Source organism: Ancylobacter amanitiformis, assembly GCF_030814815.1.
GTDB lineage: Bacteria > Pseudomonadota > Alphaproteobacteria > Rhizobiales > Xanthobacteraceae > Ancylobacter > Ancylobacter amanitiformis.
The window spans coordinates 50,229-66,215 of sequence record NZ_JAUSVR010000009.1; the positions used below are offsets into that span (position 1 = coordinate 50,229).

The 15,987-nt window shown below is 68.4% G+C and carries 15 protein-coding genes and 1 riboswitch; of the genes, 7 read left to right on the forward strand and 8 right to left on the reverse strand.

What is annotated here, in order from left to right; translation table 11 throughout:
* Positions 1-63: 63 nt before the first annotated feature.
* Positions 64-864: a M48 family metallopeptidase gene (locus tag QOZ99_RS14140; RefSeq protein WP_306890638.1), complete on the reverse strand. Its 801-nt coding sequence runs from the start codon at positions 862-864 to the stop codon at positions 64-66.
* 75 nt (positions 865-939) lie between these two features.
* Positions 940-1,443, reverse strand: coding sequence for a GcrA family cell cycle regulator (locus QOZ99_RS14145; protein ID WP_183191263.1), 504 nt, complete (start codon positions 1,441-1,443; stop codon positions 940-942).
* 439 nt (positions 1,444-1,882) lie between these two features.
* Between QOZ99_RS14145 and QOZ99_RS14150 the strand changes: the two genes are divergently transcribed.
* From QOZ99_RS14150 to QOZ99_RS14160, 3 genes are all read left to right on the forward strand, one after another.
* On the forward strand, positions 1,883-3,091 hold the full coding sequence (locus QOZ99_RS14150; protein WP_306890639.1) for an aspartate aminotransferase family protein: 1,209 nt from the start codon (positions 1,883-1,885) through the stop codon (positions 3,089-3,091).
* A complete protein-coding gene (gene argF / locus QOZ99_RS14155) occupies positions 3,088-4,041 on the forward strand; it encodes an ornithine carbamoyltransferase (RefSeq protein WP_306890640.1) in 954 nt (317 codons plus the stop codon). The genes QOZ99_RS14150 and argF overlap by 4 nt, the downstream gene beginning before the upstream one ends.
* A gap of 220 nt (positions 4,042-4,261) precedes the next feature.
* A complete protein-coding gene (locus QOZ99_RS14160) occupies positions 4,262-5,293 on the forward strand; it encodes an Hsp33 family molecular chaperone (RefSeq protein ID WP_306890641.1) in 1,032 nt (343 codons plus the stop codon).
* Positions 5,294-5,357: 64 nt separating this feature from the next.
* Here QOZ99_RS14160 and argE read toward each other — a convergent pair whose 3' ends face one another.
* The 4 genes from argE to QOZ99_RS14180 form a co-directional block, all read right to left on the reverse strand.
* The gene (gene argE / locus QOZ99_RS14165; protein ID WP_306890642.1) at positions 5,358-6,521 is read right to left on the reverse strand and encodes an acetylornithine deacetylase; all 1,164 of its coding nucleotides are present in this window, start codon (positions 6,519-6,521) and stop codon (positions 5,358-5,360) included.
* Between the two features lie 160 nt (positions 6,522-6,681).
* Positions 6,682-8,133, reverse strand: coding sequence for a TrkH family potassium uptake protein (locus QOZ99_RS14170; protein WP_306890643.1), 1,452 nt, complete (start codon positions 8,131-8,133; stop codon positions 6,682-6,684).
* A 136-nt stretch (positions 8,134-8,269) separates the two neighbouring features.
* On the reverse strand, positions 8,270-8,662 hold the full coding sequence (gene apaG, locus QOZ99_RS14175; protein ID WP_306890644.1) for a Co2+/Mg2+ efflux facilitator ApaG/CorD: 393 nt from the start codon (positions 8,660-8,662) through the stop codon (positions 8,270-8,272).
* A gap of 258 nt (positions 8,663-8,920) precedes the next feature.
* Complete coding sequence (locus QOZ99_RS14180; RefSeq protein WP_306890645.1) at positions 8,921-10,129, reverse strand: O-succinylhomoserine sulfhydrylase; 1,209 nt, start codon at positions 10,127-10,129, stop codon at positions 8,921-8,923.
* Positions 10,130-10,175: 46 nt separating this feature from the next.
* A riboswitch (SAM riboswitch) is annotated at positions 10,176-10,256 on the reverse strand.
* A gap of 137 nt (positions 10,257-10,393) precedes the next feature.
* Here QOZ99_RS14180 and QOZ99_RS14185 point away from each other — a divergent pair.
* Complete coding sequence (locus tag QOZ99_RS14185; protein ID WP_370876860.1) at positions 10,394-11,533, forward strand: 2'-deoxycytidine 5'-triphosphate deaminase; 1,140 nt, start codon at positions 10,394-10,396, stop codon at positions 11,531-11,533.
* Positions 11,534-11,539: 6 nt separating this feature from the next.
* On the opposite strand, the gene nudC is transcribed toward QOZ99_RS14185, so the two are convergent.
* A complete protein-coding gene (nudC, locus tag QOZ99_RS14190; RefSeq protein ID WP_306890646.1) occupies positions 11,540-12,523 on the reverse strand; it encodes an NAD(+) diphosphatase in 984 nt (327 codons plus the stop codon).
* 12 nt (positions 12,524-12,535) lie between these two features.
* Entirely contained in the window at positions 12,536-12,988 is a 453-nt protein-coding gene (locus QOZ99_RS14195; protein WP_306890647.1) for an HIT domain-containing protein, read from the reverse strand.
* Positions 12,989-13,174: 186 nt separating this feature from the next.
* On the opposite strand from QOZ99_RS14195, the gene QOZ99_RS14200 reads away from it, so the two are divergent.
* The 3 genes from QOZ99_RS14200 to QOZ99_RS14210 all read left to right on the forward strand — a co-directional run bounded on the left by QOZ99_RS14200 (position 13,175) and on the right by QOZ99_RS14210 (position 15,983).
* A complete protein-coding gene (locus tag QOZ99_RS14200; protein WP_306890648.1) occupies positions 13,175-14,383 on the forward strand; it encodes an MFS transporter in 1,209 nt (402 codons plus the stop codon).
* A 69-nt stretch (positions 14,384-14,452) separates the two neighbouring features.
* Complete coding sequence (gene pip / locus QOZ99_RS14205; RefSeq protein ID WP_306890649.1) at positions 14,453-15,406, forward strand: prolyl aminopeptidase; 954 nt, start codon at positions 14,453-14,455, stop codon at positions 15,404-15,406.
* A 91-nt stretch (positions 15,407-15,497) separates the two neighbouring features.
* Positions 15,498-15,983 (forward strand): cupin domain-containing protein, encoded by a 486-nt coding sequence (locus tag QOZ99_RS14210; RefSeq protein ID WP_306890650.1) that lies wholly within the window; start codon positions 15,498-15,500, stop codon positions 15,981-15,983.
* Positions 15,984-15,987 lie beyond the last annotated feature (4 nt).

Below are 15,987 nucleotides of genomic sequence, written 5' to 3' on the forward strand. Positions count from 1 at the left end.
CCGCCTGGCCTCACCTTTCCCATGTGGGGAGGAACGCACATCGCGCCGCAGGCGGCGATTGGCTCAGCCCTCGTCCGCGCCGTAGCGGTGCAGTTCGGCGCCGTGCTTTTTCAGCCACGCCTCGGCCGCCATGCGCTCGGGGAACAGGCGATCCACATGGGCCCAGAAACGCGGCCCGTGGTTCATCTCCCGCCGGTGCGCCACTTCATGCGCGGCGAGATAGTCGAGCACGAAGCCCGGCGCCAGGATCAGTCGCCAGGAGAAGGAGAGCGCACCCGCCGAGGAGCACGAGCCCCAGCGGCTCGCCGTATCGCGCAGCGTGACGCGGGCAATGCTGACACCCAGCGCCAGCGCATGCCGCCGCGCCGCTTCGGTGAGCGCCCCGCGCGCCTCGCGCTTGAGAAAATCGCCGATCCGCCGGCCGACATGGGCCGCCTCCCCCGCGACATAGAGCACCGGCGCGCCATCCTCCACGCCGGTCCACACCGTGCCGCGCGCGCCAGGCCGGTGCAGGATCCGGTGGGGCGTGCCGCGCAGCGGGATCACCGCGCCGGGGACGAAGGCGACGGTCTGCGGCAGCTTGGCCAGCCGGACACGGATCCAGCCGACATGACGCCGGGCGAAGTCATAGGCTTCGTTGATCGTGCCGCGTGCCGGCAGCGTCAGCACCACGTCGCGCGTGGCGGCCCGCACGCGCAGCGTGTAGCGCCGCGCGCGTGGATTTCGCCGCAATGCGATAAGGATCGGCTCGCCATCGACATCGAGCCGGAATTCGGCCGGCTCGGCGGGCGGCGCAATGCGCGATGTCGGCGTCGCCTTCTTCGGCGCGCCGGGACGCGAAAACAGCGGAGGGAGAAACAGCATCAGACCACCGGGCCGGAGAATCTGGTCGCCATTATGACGCACCCTCCGGCCGACGCCAGTCGCTCGCAGCCGCGCTCAGCGCACCGCGCGGCGGCGGTTGCGGTCCTGCACCGGCTGGTAGGCGATGCGGGCATGGTAGGCGCAATAGGGCAGGCCGGTCTTGGTGCGGCTGCCGCAATAGAAGAAGTCCGACTTGCCGGGATCGCCCACCGGCCAGCGGCAGGTGAACTCGGTGAGATCGAAAATGGTGCAGCGCTCGGTCATCGGCACGACATTGGCAACCGGATCGCGCAATTCCGTCGGCTCCGGCTCTTCCACCGGGCTCATGACGGGCGCGAGCGCCACATTGCCCTGCACCATCGGGCGGGCCACCGGGCCGGTGGGCGCGGGGCGCGGCTTGCGCGGGCGCGCGGCCGGCGCCGCAATGGCCTTGGCGCGACCGGAAAGGCCGAGACGATGCACCTTGCCGATGACCGCGTTGCGCGTGACACCGCCCAGCTCCGCAGCGATCTGGCTGGCCGAAAGTCCCTCGGACCAGAGTTTCTTGAGCAGCTCGACGCGCTCGTCGGTCCAGTTCATTGCGGTGCCTCCTTCGCGATCAATCATCCGCACACGGAATCCCTCTGCCCTCCGGTCAAGCGAGCCCGCCGGGAACAAACGCCGCCAACGCCACAGGGAATGCCGCCGCACGAGATGTCGTATCTGACGGGTGGGAGGCTACAATATGCGCAGACTCACGCCCAGTAGGTTCACGTCCGAAACGATCGTTTTCCCCAACTCAGAGTCCGCACTGCAACACTCCGTTAAGGAGTTGAGTCGGATCAGGCACTTGGCGGGTCGCCCCGTGATACGCGCGATCGCGTCCTCGCGCGACGAAGCCATGTTGACCCGCGCCCCCTATCCTATAAAATTCGTGCTTCGGGTGCCGCCCCCGCAAGGGCGGCACGTTTCGTTTTGGGGCAGGTCCGGGCTGGCAAGGCGCCAGTGCCGCCTGCGTGTGGAGAGAGGGAGGGGAGCGATGATTGACCCCATCCTGCCGACTTATAACCGTGTGAACCTTGTTTTCGAGCGGGGCGAAGGCGCCTGGCTGTTCACGCGCGAGGGGCAGCGATATCTCGACTTCACCGCGGGCATCGCCGTGAACGTGCTGGGTCATGCCCATCCCCACCTCGTGGCGGCATTGACCGAGCAGGCGGGCAAGCTCTGGCACCTGTCCAACGTGTTCCGCATCGAGGGCGGCGAGCGCCTCGCCGAGCGGCTCAAGGCGGCGACCTTCGCCGACACCATGTTCTTCACCAATTCAGGTGCGGAAGCGCTGGAATGCGCGATCAAGATGGCGCGCAAGTACCATGCGGCGAACGGCGCCCCCGAGCGCTACCGCATCGTCACCTTCGAGGGCGCCTTCCACGGCCGCACGCTCGCCACCATCGCCGCCGGCGGCAATCCGAAATACCTGGCCGGCTTCGGCCCGGAGACGCCCGGCTTCGACCAGGTGCCGTTCGGCGACATCGAGGCGGTGAAGGCCGCCATCGGCCCGGAGACCGGCGGAATCCTCATCGAGCCCGTGCAGGGCGAGGGCGGCGTGCGCTCGGCCTCGTGGCCGTTCCTGCGCGAGTTGCGCGCGCTGTGCGACGAGCACGGCCTGCTGCTCATCCTCGACGAGGTGCAGTGCGGCGTCGGGCGCACGGGCAAGTTCTTCGCCCATGAATGGGCCGGCATCACGCCGGATATCATGGCCGTGGCCAAGGGCATCGGCGGCGGCTTCCCGGTCGGGGCCTGCCTTGCCAAGGAAGAAGCCGCCAAGGGCATGACCGCCGGCACGCATGGCTCGACCTATGGCGGCAACCCGCTCGCCATGAGCGTGGCCAATGCGGTGCTCGACGTGGTGCTGGCCGACGGCTTCCTCGATCACGTGCAGGCGACCTCCGCGCGGCTGCGCCAGCGTCTCGCCGAGCTGAAGGACCGCCACCCCGCGGTCGTCGCCGAAATTCGCGGCGAGGGCCTCCTGCTCGGCATCCGCACCCATGTGCCGAACACCGACGTGGTCGCCGCCATGCGCGAGGAGCACATGCTCGCGCCGACCGCGAGCGACAATGTGGTCCGCCTGCTGCCGCCGCTGAATATCGGCGAACAGGAAATCGAGGCCGCCTTCACCAAGCTCGACGCCGCCTTCACCCGCATCGAGAACGGCCTGAAGGACGAAGCCCTGAAGGGAGCGGCCGCATGAGCGCCGGCAATGGAGGCTCGCCCACGGGCGGGGCGGTGAAGCATTTCCTCGACCTCGACGCGCTGCCGGCGGGCGAACTGCGCGAACTCATGCGCTTCTCGCACGATCTCAAGAAGCGGCGGAAACTTGTCGCGGCGGAGAAACCCTTCGCCGGCAAAGTGCTGGCCATGGTGTTCGACCAGCCCTCGACCCGCACGCGCATCTCCTTCGACATCGCCATGCGCCAGCTGGGTGGCGAGACCATCATGCTGACCGGCGCGGAAATGCAGCTCGGGCGCGGCGAGACCATCGCCGACACCGCCAAGGTGCTGTCGCGCTATGTCGACGCCATCATGATCCGCATCCTCGACCATGCCGCGCTCGAGGAACTGGCGGCCCATGCCAGCGTGCCGGTCATCAACGGGCTGACGCGCGAGTCTCACCCCTGCCAGATCATGGCCGACGTCATGACCTTCGAGGAGCACAAGGGCTCGATCCAGGGCCGCACCGTGGCCTGGACCGGCGACGCCAACAATGTGCTGGCCTCCTGGGTGCACGCCGCCCAGCGCTTCGATTTCGCGCTCAACGTCGCCACCCCGCCCGAGCTCGCCGCGCGCCCGGCGCTGGTCGACTGGGCGCGTGCCAATGGCGCCCGGGTCCAGTTCACCCACGAGGCCGAGGCGGCGGTGGAGGGGGCCGATTGCGTCGTCACCGACACCTGGGTGTCGATGGGCGATGTGGAGGCGGAGCGGCGCCACAACCTGCTCAAGCCCTATCAGGTCAATGGCGCGCTCATGCGCCGCGCGGCGCCGGACGCCATCTTCATGCACTGCCTGCCGGCCCATCGCGGCGAGGAAGTGACCGACGAGGTGATGGACGGCCCGCAATCGGTGGTGTTCGACGAGGCCGAGAACCGCCTGCACGCGCAGAAGGGCATTCTCGCCTGGTGCCTCGACGGCGCCGGGGTCTGAGAGCCTGACGCCGGGTGGGGTCCCCACCGCCAGCCTTCTTGGATCTCCGGCCCGGGCCGGGGATCGCCACATCATACCGGACCGGGCCGGCAGCCGGCCGGGATGACGGACGACCGGGGGACCGGCTCCGCGGCGTGACGCGCCCTTCCCCTTGACGGCGCGCGCCGGGCCTGCGACCCCCTCGCGCAACGGCTTCCTCGCACCCATATGGGCGGGCGACATGACAACACATCCCGACACCCATTCCCGTTCACCCGCCGCGCTCGCGGTGGATGACCTCGTCACCCCCTTCCACGTCGACGGCCTCGACGTGCGCGGGCGCGTCGTGCGCCTGGGCACCACGCTCGACGCGGTGCTGGCCCATCATGCCTACCCACCGGCGGTCAAGCGCCTGCTCGGCGAGGCCGTGGCACTGACCGTGCTGCTGGGCTCGACGCTGAAGATCTCCGGCCGTTTCATCCTGCAGACCCGCACGGACGGGCCTGTGGACCTGCTGGTGGTGGATTTCACCGCCCCGCGGGACGTGCGCGCCTATGCCCGCTTCGACGCCGAGCGCCTCGCCGCGCTGGTGGAATCCGCGCCGGGCGGGCGGCCCGACAGCGGCGCCCTGCTCGGGCGCGGCCATCTCGCGATGACCATCGACCAGGGTCTCTCGGTCAACCGCTATCAGGGCGTGGTGGCGCTGGAGGGCGGCGGGCTGGAGGATGCCGCGCACCAGTATTTCACCCAGTCCGAGCAGATCCCGACCCGCGTGCGCCTCGCCGTGGCGGAGGAACTGCACTCGGGCGGCGCCGCCTCGTCCTGGCGCGCCGGCGGAATGATGGTGCAGTTCCTGCCGACCGAGGGCGGGCGGGTCCGCCCGGTCGACCTGCACCCGGGCGACGCGCCCGAGGGCACGGAGCTTCCTGAGCCCGAGGAAGACGACGCCTGGCTGGAGGCCCGTTCGCTGGTCGGCACGCTGGAGGATATCGAGCTGGTCGACGACGACCTGTCCAGCGAGCGCCTGCTGTTCCGCCTGTTCCACGATCGCGGCGTGCGGGTGTTCGAGGCCGAGAGCGTTGTCGCCAAATGCTCCTGCTCGCGCGAGCGGGTGACCGGCGTGCTCGCCAGCTTCTCGCGCGAGGAGCGCGAAAGCCTCATCGAGGACGGCAAGATCACCGTCACCTGCGAATTCTGCGGCCGCAGCTACGGCTTCGAGGCCACGGAAGTGGCGGGGCCGGAGGAGCCGGACGCGGAGGCGACGCCGGCCTGAGCGTCACGCCGTCACGCGCCGTCAGGGGCGCCGCGCGGACGGGAGCCCGAGCCCGCCCGGCGCCCTATTTCGCGCATTCCGCGACCAGCCCGGTGAGAAACCGCTCGCAGGCGCGCAGCTGCGCCACCTCGATGAACTCGTCGGGCTTGTGTGCCTGGTCGATCGAGCCGGGGCCGCAGATCACGGTGGGAATGCCCTGCGCCTGGAAATGCCCGCCCTCGGTGCCGTAGGATACGGTGTAGGTGCGGTTCTGCCCGGCGAGGCGCAGCGCCAGAAGCTCCGCCTCCGAGCCGGTCTGCGGGCGGAGCGGAGGCACCCGGTAGATGAAATCGGTGACGATGGAGGCTTCCGGCGCGCTCGCCCGCAGCTTGGGCAGCACCACGCCCTGCGCGAAGCGCTCGAACCGGGCGAGCAGCGTCGGCTCGTCGAAATCCGGCAGGCCGCGCACGTTCCAGCGGATGCCGCATTGGCGCGGCACGATGTTGCCGGCGGTGCCGCCATCGATCACCGTCACCTGCACGGTGGTGTTGGGCGGGTCGAAGCGCCCGCTCGCGTCGCCAGCCTCGATCAGTTCCGCGCGGTAGCGGTCCAGTTCGCCCACCAGTTCGGCGGCGGCGAAGATGGCGTTGGCGCCCAGTTGCGGCATGGAGGAATGCGCCTCCCGCCCCGTCACCGTGGTGAGATAGGCGATGCCGGACTTATGGGCATCCACCACGCGCATCGAGGTCGGTTCGCCGACGATGCAGGCGCGGGGCAGCGGCAGATCGACCCCCAGCCGGCGCACGGCCGGAACGACGCCGGTGCAGCCGATTTCCTCGTCATAGGAGACCAGAAGGTGGATCGGCGTTGAAAGATTCGCCGCCGTCATCTGCGGCACCAGCGCCAGGCAGGTCGCCACGAAGCCCTTCATGTCGCAGGAACCGCGACCATAGAGCCGGTCTTCGCGAGGGGTCAGTTCGAACGGATCGGTGCTCCAGGGCTGGCCGTCGACCGGCACCACGTCCGAATGACCGGACAGGCACACCCCGCCGATTTCAGCCGGGCCGATAGTGGCGAACAGGCTCGCCTTCCGGCCATCCTCGCTCGGCACGATCACGCTGGCGACGCCATAGGCCTCCAGATAGTCCCGCACGAAGCCGATGAGGGCAAGATTGGAGTTGCGGCTCGTGGTGTCGAAGGCGACCAGGTGGGCGAGCAGTTCTTCGGTCGTCGTTCGTCCGGCCAGCATGATCGTCCTCGTTGCACGCGTCGCCCCATCATAGAACCGAATGCGTACCAGAGCACGCGCGGATCTGATGGCGGCGCAATCCGATCGGATCACGCGGTCTCTATCATTGGCTTGGAGACGGATGCACCGATCCGGTTGGTCAACCCGACCGGATCCGGCTCTAGCGCCGCCAGAAACTCGGCAGGAACAGCACAAGCACCGTGAACAGTTCGAGCCGGCCCATCAGCATGCCGAAAGACAACAGCCAGATGACATGGTCCGGCAGCCCGGCAAAGTTCTGCGCCGGCCCCACAACCGTGCCCAGCCCCGGCCCGACATTCGCCAGCGCCGTGATCGAGGCCGAGAACGCAGTGATGAGGTCGAAGCCCAGCGCGTTGATGGCAATGGCGATCAGCATGAACGAGGACAGGTAGAGAAAGGCGAAGGACAGCACCGAGGCCACCACGTCGTCGCCGATCGGCTGCCCGCCATAGCGCACGGGAAACACGCCGTTCGGGTAGATGATGCGCTTGAGATGCTGGGCCAGCGCCGAGCCGAGAATGGCGATGCGGAAGGTCTTCATGCCGCCGGCGGTGGAGCCCGTGCAGGCGCCGAGGAACAGCAGGATGAAATAGAGCGCCTCGGTCGGAGGCCCCCAATGGGTGTAGTCGGTCGCCACGAAACCGGTGGTCGACATGATCGAGACGACGTTGAACAGCCCCTGGCGCAGCGCCGTCTCGCCCACCGCGATGCCGCCGCGAACCTGCTCGAACGTGGTGATGACGGTGAAGAAAGCCACCAGCCCCAGAAACAGCCGCACCTCGGTATTCGCCACCATCCGGCTGAAATCACCCGCCAGCACGCGCACATAGAGCACGAAGGGCAGCGACCCCGCGAGCATGAAGAAGATCGCCGCATATTCGATGGCGGGGCTGTGGAAATAGCCGATCGAGGCATCGTGCGTGGAGAAGCCGCCGGTGGAGATGGTCGCCATGGCATGCGCCACCGCGTCGAACACGCTCATGCCGCAGACGATATAGGTAACGGCGCAGGCCAGCGAGAGCAGCACATAGGTGCCGACGATGCTCTTGGCCATCTGCGCCGCGCGCGGCAGCACCTTTTCCGACTTGTCCGAGGATTCCGCGCGGAACAGTTGCATGCCGCCGATCTGCAGCATGGGCAGCAGCGCCATCGCCATGACGATGATGCCGATGCCGCCATACCAGTGCAGGAAGGCGCGCCAGATGAGGATGCCGGGCGGGCGGGTATCGAGATGGGAAACCACCGTCGCACCCGTCGTCGTCAGGCCGGACATCGCCTCGAAATAGGCATCGACGAAGGGCAGGTCGGTTTCCGACCACATGAACGGAATCGCCGCGAAGGCCGAGAGCAGCACCCAGCTTGCCGTCGTCAGCACGAAAGCCTGGCGCAGGTCCAGCCGCTCCACCGCGCTGTTGCGTCCGGCAAGCCAGAGCGAGAAGCCGACAAAGGCGGTGATGACCGCCGCCGCGACATAAACCAGGAAATCACCCTTGCCCGCGACGATGTCGACCATCGCGGGGATCATCATCGTGGTGCCGAGGATGGCAAGCAGCACGCCCAGAATGGCGGCGATCGGGCGGAGATCGATCACAGGATTGAGGGACCGTTTATGGCGGTGGAGCGCCCGAGGACGTGAAAGCTGCCGCCACCATAGCCGCTTCGTCCGATGGCCGGAAGCGGCGCGTTGGAGCCGCCGCGCGGCTGTCTCCGGCTCGCATCGGCATGCATCAGTTCAGCGTGTAGCTCGCGCCGGGCATGTCGAGGGAGAAGGCCGGCACGGCGGCCTCGAAGACCTCGCCGCCCGGTGTCACCATGCTATAGCTGCCTTCCATGATGCCGGTGGCGGTGGTGAGCGGCACCCCGCTGGTATAGTCGAACTGCCCGCCCGGCGGCAGCACCGGCTGCTCGCCGACCACGCCCGCGCCGCGCACCTCCTGCACCCGGCCAAGCGCGTCGGTGATGATCCAGTGGCGCGAGGTGAGCTGCACCGTCTCGGAGCCCAGATTCACGATCTCCACCGTGTAGGCCCAGAAATACTGGCTGCGCTCGGGATTGGACCGTTCGGGGGAGAAGCGCGGCGTCACCGTGACCTGAACGCCTCTGGTCGTCGCCCGATACATCTGAACGGCCCTCTACTTGTCGGCGCGCGCGGGCGTCGGCGTGGTTCCCCTCGCGCGACGCCCGCTCACGGACTGGTTCCACCCACGTTCCGACTGCGAACCAGCCGCCGCTTGCCACGCCAGTGAACGGCTTTTGATCGGGTAGGGCAAGCGCCGCGCCCGCGCTTCCCCTCACATCCCTGTGCCGGACGGCAGCGATCGGGAGCACGCCCGGCTCCCGACCGCTTCACCTCGCCTGCGATCAGAGGCCGGCCGCCCTCACACCGCCCGCAGGGCGCGCGCGATGTCGTCGGTGAGGTCGTCGACATGCTCCAGCCCGACCGAGAGACGCACCATGCCGTCGGAAATCCCCATCTCGGCGCGCGCCTCGGGGCTGAAACGCTGGTGGGTCGTGGTCGCGGGATGGGTGACGAGGCTCTTGGCGTCGCCGAGATTGTTGGAGATGCGCACCACCTTCAATTCGTTGAGGAAGCGGAACGCTCCGGCCTTGCCGCCCTCGACCTCGAAGGTCACGAGCGTGCCGCCGCCGCGCATCTGGCGCCTGGCCAGTTCATGCTGGGGATGGTCGGCGCGGTAGGGGTAGATCACCTTGGCGATCTTGTCCCGGCCGGCAAGACGATCGGCCAGCGTGCCCGCGCTGGCCTGCGAGCGCTCGACACGCAGCGGCAGCGTCTCCAGCCCCTTGAGCATCACCCACGCGTTGAAGGGCGACACCGACGGGCCGGTCTGCCGCAGGAAGGTCTGCAGATGGTCGGTGAGGAACTTTTCCGAGCACAGCACCACGCCAGCCAGGCAGCGGCCCTGCCCGTCTATGTGCTTGGTGGCGGAATAGACGACGATATCGGCGCCGAGCGCGAGCGGGCTCTGCAACATGGGCGTCGCGAACACGTTGTCGACCACGAGATTCGCGCCCGCCGCCTTCGAGACCTCCGCCACCGCGGCGATGTCGACCAGTTCCAGCGTCGGATTGGTCGGGCTTTCGAGGAAGAACACCCGGGTTTCCGGCCGTACCGCCGCTTTCCACTGGCCGATATCCGTGCCGTCGACCAGCGTCGAGGTGATGCCGAAGCGCGGCAGCAATTCCTCAATCACATAGCGGCAGGAGCCGAACAGCGCCCGCGCCGCCACCACATGGTCGCCGGTCTTGAGCTGGCACAGCAGCGCCGCGGTCACCGCCGCCATGCCGGAAGCCGTGGCCCGCGCCGCTTCCGCGCCTTCCAGCAGAGCGAGCCGGGTCTCGAACATCGCCGCGGTCGGGTTGGAATAGCGGGTATAGATGAAGCCCGGATCCTCGCCCTTGAAGCGCGCCTCGGCCTGCTCGGCCGTGTCATAGACATAGCCCTGCGTGAGATAGAGCGCTTCCGCCGTCTCGCCGAAGGGCGAGCGCAGGATGCCGCCCTGCACGAGGCGGGTATCGGGCCGCAGCTGGGCGATCTCGGCGGGGGTCAGCTTGGAGGTGTCGGTCATTGGCGGCTCCGGTGTCTCGCGCATAACCGGGGTCGCTCACGCGCCGTGTCGCGTAGCCCCGGCCTGTTTAGCAACCTTGTTTAGCGTGGCGGCAAGCCGGCCGGCTCAAATGACCACGTTACCCCTTCCGCTTACTCCCGCGCCGGACTTGGCGTCAAGGGGCGCGTCCGGTAAAGCGAACGGCGGGATGTCCGCTTTGATGACATCGGGCACGGGCCGCCCACCGGGAGGGTCCGCCCGCCAGCGGCGCAGGGAGAGTTGAGCGTGTCGGAATTGGGTTTTCCCGCAACGGGGGACGGCATCCTGCCCGGCCACGCCATCGACGCCCTGGCCGCGGGTGGCGCCATCCGCCTCGCCCGCCCGTTCGATGACGACCAGGTGCAGCCGGCCAGCCTCGACCTGCGGCTCGGCCCCACCGCGTGGCGCATCCGCGCCAGCTTCCTGCCCGGCCCGCAGGAGACGGTGGCCGACCGGCTCCGCCGGCTCGCCCTGCACCAGCTCGACCTGACCGGCGGCGAAGTACTGGAAACCGGCTGCGTCTATCTGGTCGAGCTGGAGGAAGCGCTGGCGCTGCCCGCCGACATCGCCGCCTCGACCAACCCGAAGAGTTCGACCGGCCGGCTCGACGTGTTTACCCGCGTCATCGCCGACCGCGCCCGCGCCTTCGACATCGTCCCCGTGGGCTATGCGGGCAAACTCTATCTGGAAATCAGCCCGCGCACCTTCCCGATCCTCGTGCGGCAGGGCTCGCGCCTGTCGCAGATCCGCTTCCGGCGCGGCCATGCGCTGCTCGATGAAGCCGAGCTTACCGCACTGAACGCCCGTGAGCGGCTGGTCGACACCGCCGCTCCCGATATTGCCGGCGCCGGCATCGCGGTCAGCGTCGATCTCTCGGGCGAGGGCTTTGGCGGGCTGCTCGGCTTTCGCGCCAAGCGCCATACCGGGCTGATCGATGTCGACAAGCGCGCCGCCTGCGAGGTGGAGGACTATTGGGAGCCGCTGCTGACGCGAGGCCGGCGCGAACTGGTGCTCGATCCCGACGCCTTCTACATCCTCGCCTCGAAGGAAGCCGTGCGCGTGCCCGCCAGCCATGCGGCGGAAATGGTGCCGTTCGACCCGCTGGTCGGCGAATTCCGCGTGCATTATGCCGGCTTCTTCGACCCCGGCTTCGGCGATGCCGCCGCCGGCGGGCGCGCCGGCCCGCACCATGGCGCCCGCGCCGTGCTGGAGGTGCGCTCGCGCGAGGTGCCGTTCATCCTGGAGGACGGCCAGATCGTCGGCCGCCTCGTCTATGAGAAGATGCTGGAGCACCCGCGCCGACTCTATGGCGAGGGCATCGGCTCCAACTATCAGGCGCAGGGGCTGAAGCTTTCCAAGCACTTCAAGCCCTGGATACGGGACTGAGCGCCCTCACCCCGCCGGTGGATCGCGTCCCTCGACAAAGGCGCGGATGAGGTGGTGGGCGATCGCCATGCGCGGCGGGGCGATCAGCCCGTCGGGATGGGTGCGTGTCAGCAGCAGCTTCGCCTCCTTGCGCGAGAACCAGCGCGCGGCCTCAAGCTCGTTGGCATCGATGGTGATCTCGCGTGAGAGCGCCTGCGCATGCGTGCCGATCATGACCGACATGGGGAAGGGCCAGGGCTGGGAGGCGACATAACGCACCGCGCCGGTGCGGATGCCCGCCTCCTCCATGGTTTCGCGCCGCACCGCCTCCTCGAAGGTCTCGCCCGGCTCGACGAAGCCGGCCAGGCACGACCACATGCCGGGCGCGAAGCGCGGCGAGCGGCCCAGCAGGCAATTGTCGCCGTCATGGGTCAGCATGATCACCACCGGGTCGGTGCGCGGAAAATGCTGCGCGCCGCATTCCGGGCATTCGCGCCGCCAGCCCCCCTCGGCCACATGGAGCCGGTGCGCGCAGTTCGAGCAGAAGGTGCGCCGCGCATGCCAGGCGATCATCGCCTTGGCGGTAGCCAGTTCGCCGAGTTCCTCGGCCGAGACCCATTCGCCGACCGCCACGCTGCGCAGGTCCGTCACCCGAAGGTCCGGCGCCTCGGCGAGTGCGGCAAGCGAGGCCGCATGCAGCGGCAGCACGAAATGAGGAACCCCGTCGGCAAGGCCCAGCAGGCAGGCCTCGCTGACCCGCCCGCCCAGCGCGACCGCGCGGCCGAGATCGATCAGCGCCTCGAAGCCGCCGGCCTCATCATCGCCCGTCGTCCCGGGCAGCCGCCGCAGCACCACGCTCTCGCCGGCGACCAGGCAGGCCAGCGCCCGCGTGTCGCGCAGCATGTCCGGCGTCTCCGCCCGCCGCTCGCTGGCCCGATCGAGCCGGGAGCCGACATAGCCCAGATGCGGCCAGCAGCCGAGTTCACCCGCGATCCGTTCACTCGTCGCCATTGCGCCTCTCCCTCATTGCCCACCCAGCGCCGCGCGCAGCCGCGACACCAGCAGCACGGCCTGCGGCGCCGCGTAGGTCCGCCGCTCGCCCACGCCCCAGACCGGGCGCGGCCACGCCGCATCGGTGGCGAAGCGGGCGATCACGTGCACATGCAGCTGCCGCACCTGATTGCCGAGCGCGCCGACATTCAGCTTGTCGCACTGCGTCAGCGCGCGCAGCGCCCGGCTCACCGCGTCGATCTCCGCGGTGAGCGTGGCGCGCGCTTCGCCCTCAAGATCGATCAGTTCGGCAAGGCCGGCACGGCGCGGCACGAGGATGACCCAGGGAAAGCGGGAATCGTTCATCAGGCGCAGCGTCGACAGCGCGAGATCGGCGACCGGAAACGTATCGGCCTCGATCCGCGGGTCGAGCTGGAAAGTCGTGTCGCTGGAAAGCTCGTTCATCGTGGCGTGTCGTCTGCGCATGGCCCGGCCTCGATGCGGGCGGTGACAGCTATAGCCGCGCGGTGGCGCGCGCGCCACCGCGACGGTGGAGCCGGGATCAGGACGCATCTGCCGTTTGCCGTCGGCCCGCAATTGCACTAGTTGATCCGCGAAAGTTGATCCGCGAAAGTGCGTGCCGCACGCGCGCGAAAAGGTCACGAGACGGTCATGTCCCTGAATGCTTCGGCCGGCACCGCGCGCAGCGCGGTCATGCCGGTGCTGGTCGCCCTGAGCGTCGCCCATTTCCTGAACGACATGATCCAGTCGCTGATTCCGGCGGCCTACCCGATCATCAAGGAAGCCTACGCGCTCGATTTCAGCCAGATCGGCATCATCACGCTGACCTTCCAGATTTCCGCCTCGCTGCTGCAGCCGGTGATCGGCTTCTATACCGACCGCCGCCCGCTGCCCTATTCCATGGTGGCGGGCATGGGCTTCACGCTGGTGGGGCTGATCGGGCTCGCCTATGCCGGCAGCTATCCGCTCCTGCTGGTGGCCAGCGCCTGCGTCGGCATCGGTTCCTCCATCTTCCACCCCGAGGCGACGCGCATGGCGCGCAACGCGTCCGGCGGGCGGCACGGCTTCGCGCAGGGCCTGTTCCAGGTCGGCGGGCAGAGCGGCGCGGCGATCGGCCCGCTGCTCGCCGCCTTCATCATCGTGCCGAACGGCCAGACGAGCCTCTCCTGGTTTTCCACCGTGGCGCTTCTGGCCATGCCGCTGCTGGCGTGGACCGCTCACCATCATGCGCGAGCCATGGGGCGCATGGTGGCGCGCGGCGGCCCGCACCTCGCGGCCGACACGCCCGGCCCCTCGCTGCGGCAGGCGGCGCCGGCGCTGTTCATCCTGATCCTGCTGCTAACCTCGAAGACCGCCTATATCGCGAGCTTCACCTCGTTCTACACGTTCTACCTGATCGAACGCTTCGACGTGTCGGTGCAGGCCTCGCAGCTGATGCTGTTCCTGTATCTCGTCGCCTCGGCGACGGGCGTGCTGTTCGGCGGCATGCTGGGCGACCGGATCGGGCGCAACAAGATCATCTGGTTCTCCATTCTCGGCGCCCTGCCCTTCACGGTGATCCTGCCGCATGTCGGCCTGTTCTGGACCGGCGTGCTGACCGTGGTGATCAACCTCATCATGTCCAGCGCCTTCGCGGCCATCCTCGTCTACGCCATGGAATTGCTGCCGAACCGCATTGGGCTGATCGGCGGGTTCTTCTATGGCCTGGTATTCGGCCTCGGCGGGCTGGCGGCGGCGGCGCTCGGCGTGTTCGCCGACCATCACGGCATCGACGCGGTCTATGAGGTCTGCGCCTTCCTGCCGGCCTTCGGCCTGCTCGCCTGGTTCCTGCCGAGCCTGCGCGAGGCGCGGGTGTCCTGATTCCGCCGGCCGGGCGCCTCTCCTCTTCCTCGGCGCCGCTGGCGCCGGCCTCTCCCCGAAGGTTCACCCATGACCGAGTTGCGCAGCTACTATCCCGCCATCGAACCCTTCGAGACCGGCATGCTGGATGTCGGCGACGGGCATTCGATCTATTACGAGCGCGTGGGCAGGAAGGGCGGCAAGCCGGCGGTGTTCCTGCATGGCGGGCCGGGCGCCGGCCTCTCGCCGGATTATCGCCGGCTGTTCGATCCCGCCCGCTATGAGATCGTGCTGTTCGAGCAGCGCGGCTGCGGCCGCTCCACGCCCTATGCCGACCTCACCGCCAACACCACCTGGCATCTCGTGGCCGATATCGAGCGGCTGCGGGAGAAGTTCGGCTTCGACACATGGCAGGTATTCGGCGGCTCCTGGGGCTCGACACTGGCGCTGGCCTATGCGCAGGCGCATCCCGCGCGCGTCAGCGAACTCATCCTGCGCGGCATCTACACCGTCACCCGCGCCGAACTGGACTGGTATTACCGTTTCGGCGTCTCCGAAATGTTCCCCGACAAGTTCGAGCGCTTCCTGGCGCCGCTGACGACGCCCGAGGAGCGCGCCGACCCGGTGCGCGCCTATCGCGCCCTGCTCACCGGCATTGATGAGGCCCGCAAGATCGAGGCGGCCAAGGCCTGGTCGATCTGGGAGGGCGAGACCATCACCCTGCTGCCCAACCCGGATTTCACCGCGCCCTGGCATGACGGCCACTTTGCGCTGGCCTTCGCGCGGATCGAGAATCACTATTTCTTCCACGACGGGTGGCTGAAGGACCGGCAGCTGCTGGACAACGCCCATCTGCTGAAGGGCATTCCCGGCGTCATCGTGCATGGCCGCTACGACATGCCCTGCCCGGCGCGCTATGCGTGGGAACTGCACAAGGCCTGGCCCGAGGCGGAATTCCACATCATCGAGGGCGCCGGCCACGCCTATCTCGAACCGGGCATCCTCGACCGGCTGATAAGGGCGACGGACCAGTTCGGCGGCTGACATTTGTCGCGCGGCACCGATGCCGGTTGCCGGATGGAAGGGCGTGGGCGAAGCTTCCCGCGCCCGCCATCCGCCACCGGAGGACCGCGCCGTGAAGCCTCTCATGAATCTCAATGATGCCGCGTTTGACGACATCGAGGCGAACGGCCTCTACACCTCGCGCCGCGCCAGCATTGGCCGCCACATCGGCGCGAAAAAACTCGGCTACAACCTCACCGAGGTGCCGCCCGGCAAGGTGCAGTGCCCGTTCCACAACCATCATGGCGAGGAGGAGATGTTCCTCATCATCGAGGGCGAAGGCGAGCTGCGCTTCGGGCCGGCGCGCTACAGGATCCGCCGCCACGACGTCATCGCCTGCCCGCCCGGCGGGCGCGAGGTGGCGCACCAGATCATCAACACCGGCACCACGACGCTGCGCTACCTCGCTTTGTCGACCCTGTCCGAGGTGGATGTGTGCGAATACCCCGATTCCGACAAGGTCATGCTCGCCACCGGCCAAGGCGAAGGCGGCCTGCACAAGATGTTTCGAGCGGAGGAGACGGTGGGGTATTATGATCGGGAGACGGGTGGGGAGTGAACTT

Excerpts from the sequence above, each read along its gene's own strand:
- QOZ99_RS14140 (WP_306890638.1), bottom strand. The coding sequence starts at position 864 with ATGCTGTTTCTCCCTCCGCTGTTTTCGCGTCCCGGCGCGCCGAAGAAG.
- QOZ99_RS14180 (WP_306890645.1), bottom strand. The coding sequence starts at position 10,129 with ATGACCGACACCTCCAAGCTGACCCCCGCCGAGATCGCCCAGCTGCGG.
- QOZ99_RS14145 (WP_183191263.1), bottom strand. The coding sequence starts at position 1,443 with ATGAACTGGACCGACGAGCGCGTCGAGCTGCTCAAGAAACTCTGGTCC.
- QOZ99_RS14200 (WP_306890648.1), top strand. The coding sequence starts at position 13,175 with ATGTCCCTGAATGCTTCGGCCGGCACCGCGCGCAGCGCGGTCATGCCG.
- nudC (WP_306890646.1), bottom strand. The coding sequence starts at position 12,523 with ATGGCGACGAGTGAACGGATCGCGGGTGAACTCGGCTGCTGGCCGCAT.
- pip (WP_306890649.1), top strand. The coding sequence starts at position 14,453 with ATGACCGAGTTGCGCAGCTACTATCCCGCCATCGAACCCTTCGAGACC.
- apaG (WP_306890644.1), bottom strand. The coding sequence starts at position 8,662 with ATGTATCGGGCGACGACCAGAGGCGTTCAGGTCACGGTGACGCCGCGC.
- QOZ99_RS14160 (WP_306890641.1), top strand. The coding sequence starts at position 4,262 with ATGACAACACATCCCGACACCCATTCCCGTTCACCCGCCGCGCTCGCG.
- argE (WP_306890642.1), bottom strand. The coding sequence starts at position 6,521 with ATGCTGGCCGGACGAACGACGACCGAAGAACTGCTCGCCCACCTGGTC.
- argF (WP_306890640.1), top strand. The coding sequence starts at position 3,088 with ATGAGCGCCGGCAATGGAGGCTCGCCCACGGGCGGGGCGGTGAAGCAT.
- QOZ99_RS14195 (WP_306890647.1), bottom strand. The coding sequence starts at position 12,988 with ATGCGCAGACGACACGCCACGATGAACGAGCTTTCCAGCGACACGACT.
- QOZ99_RS14150 (WP_306890639.1), top strand. The coding sequence starts at position 1,883 with ATGATTGACCCCATCCTGCCGACTTATAACCGTGTGAACCTTGTTTTC.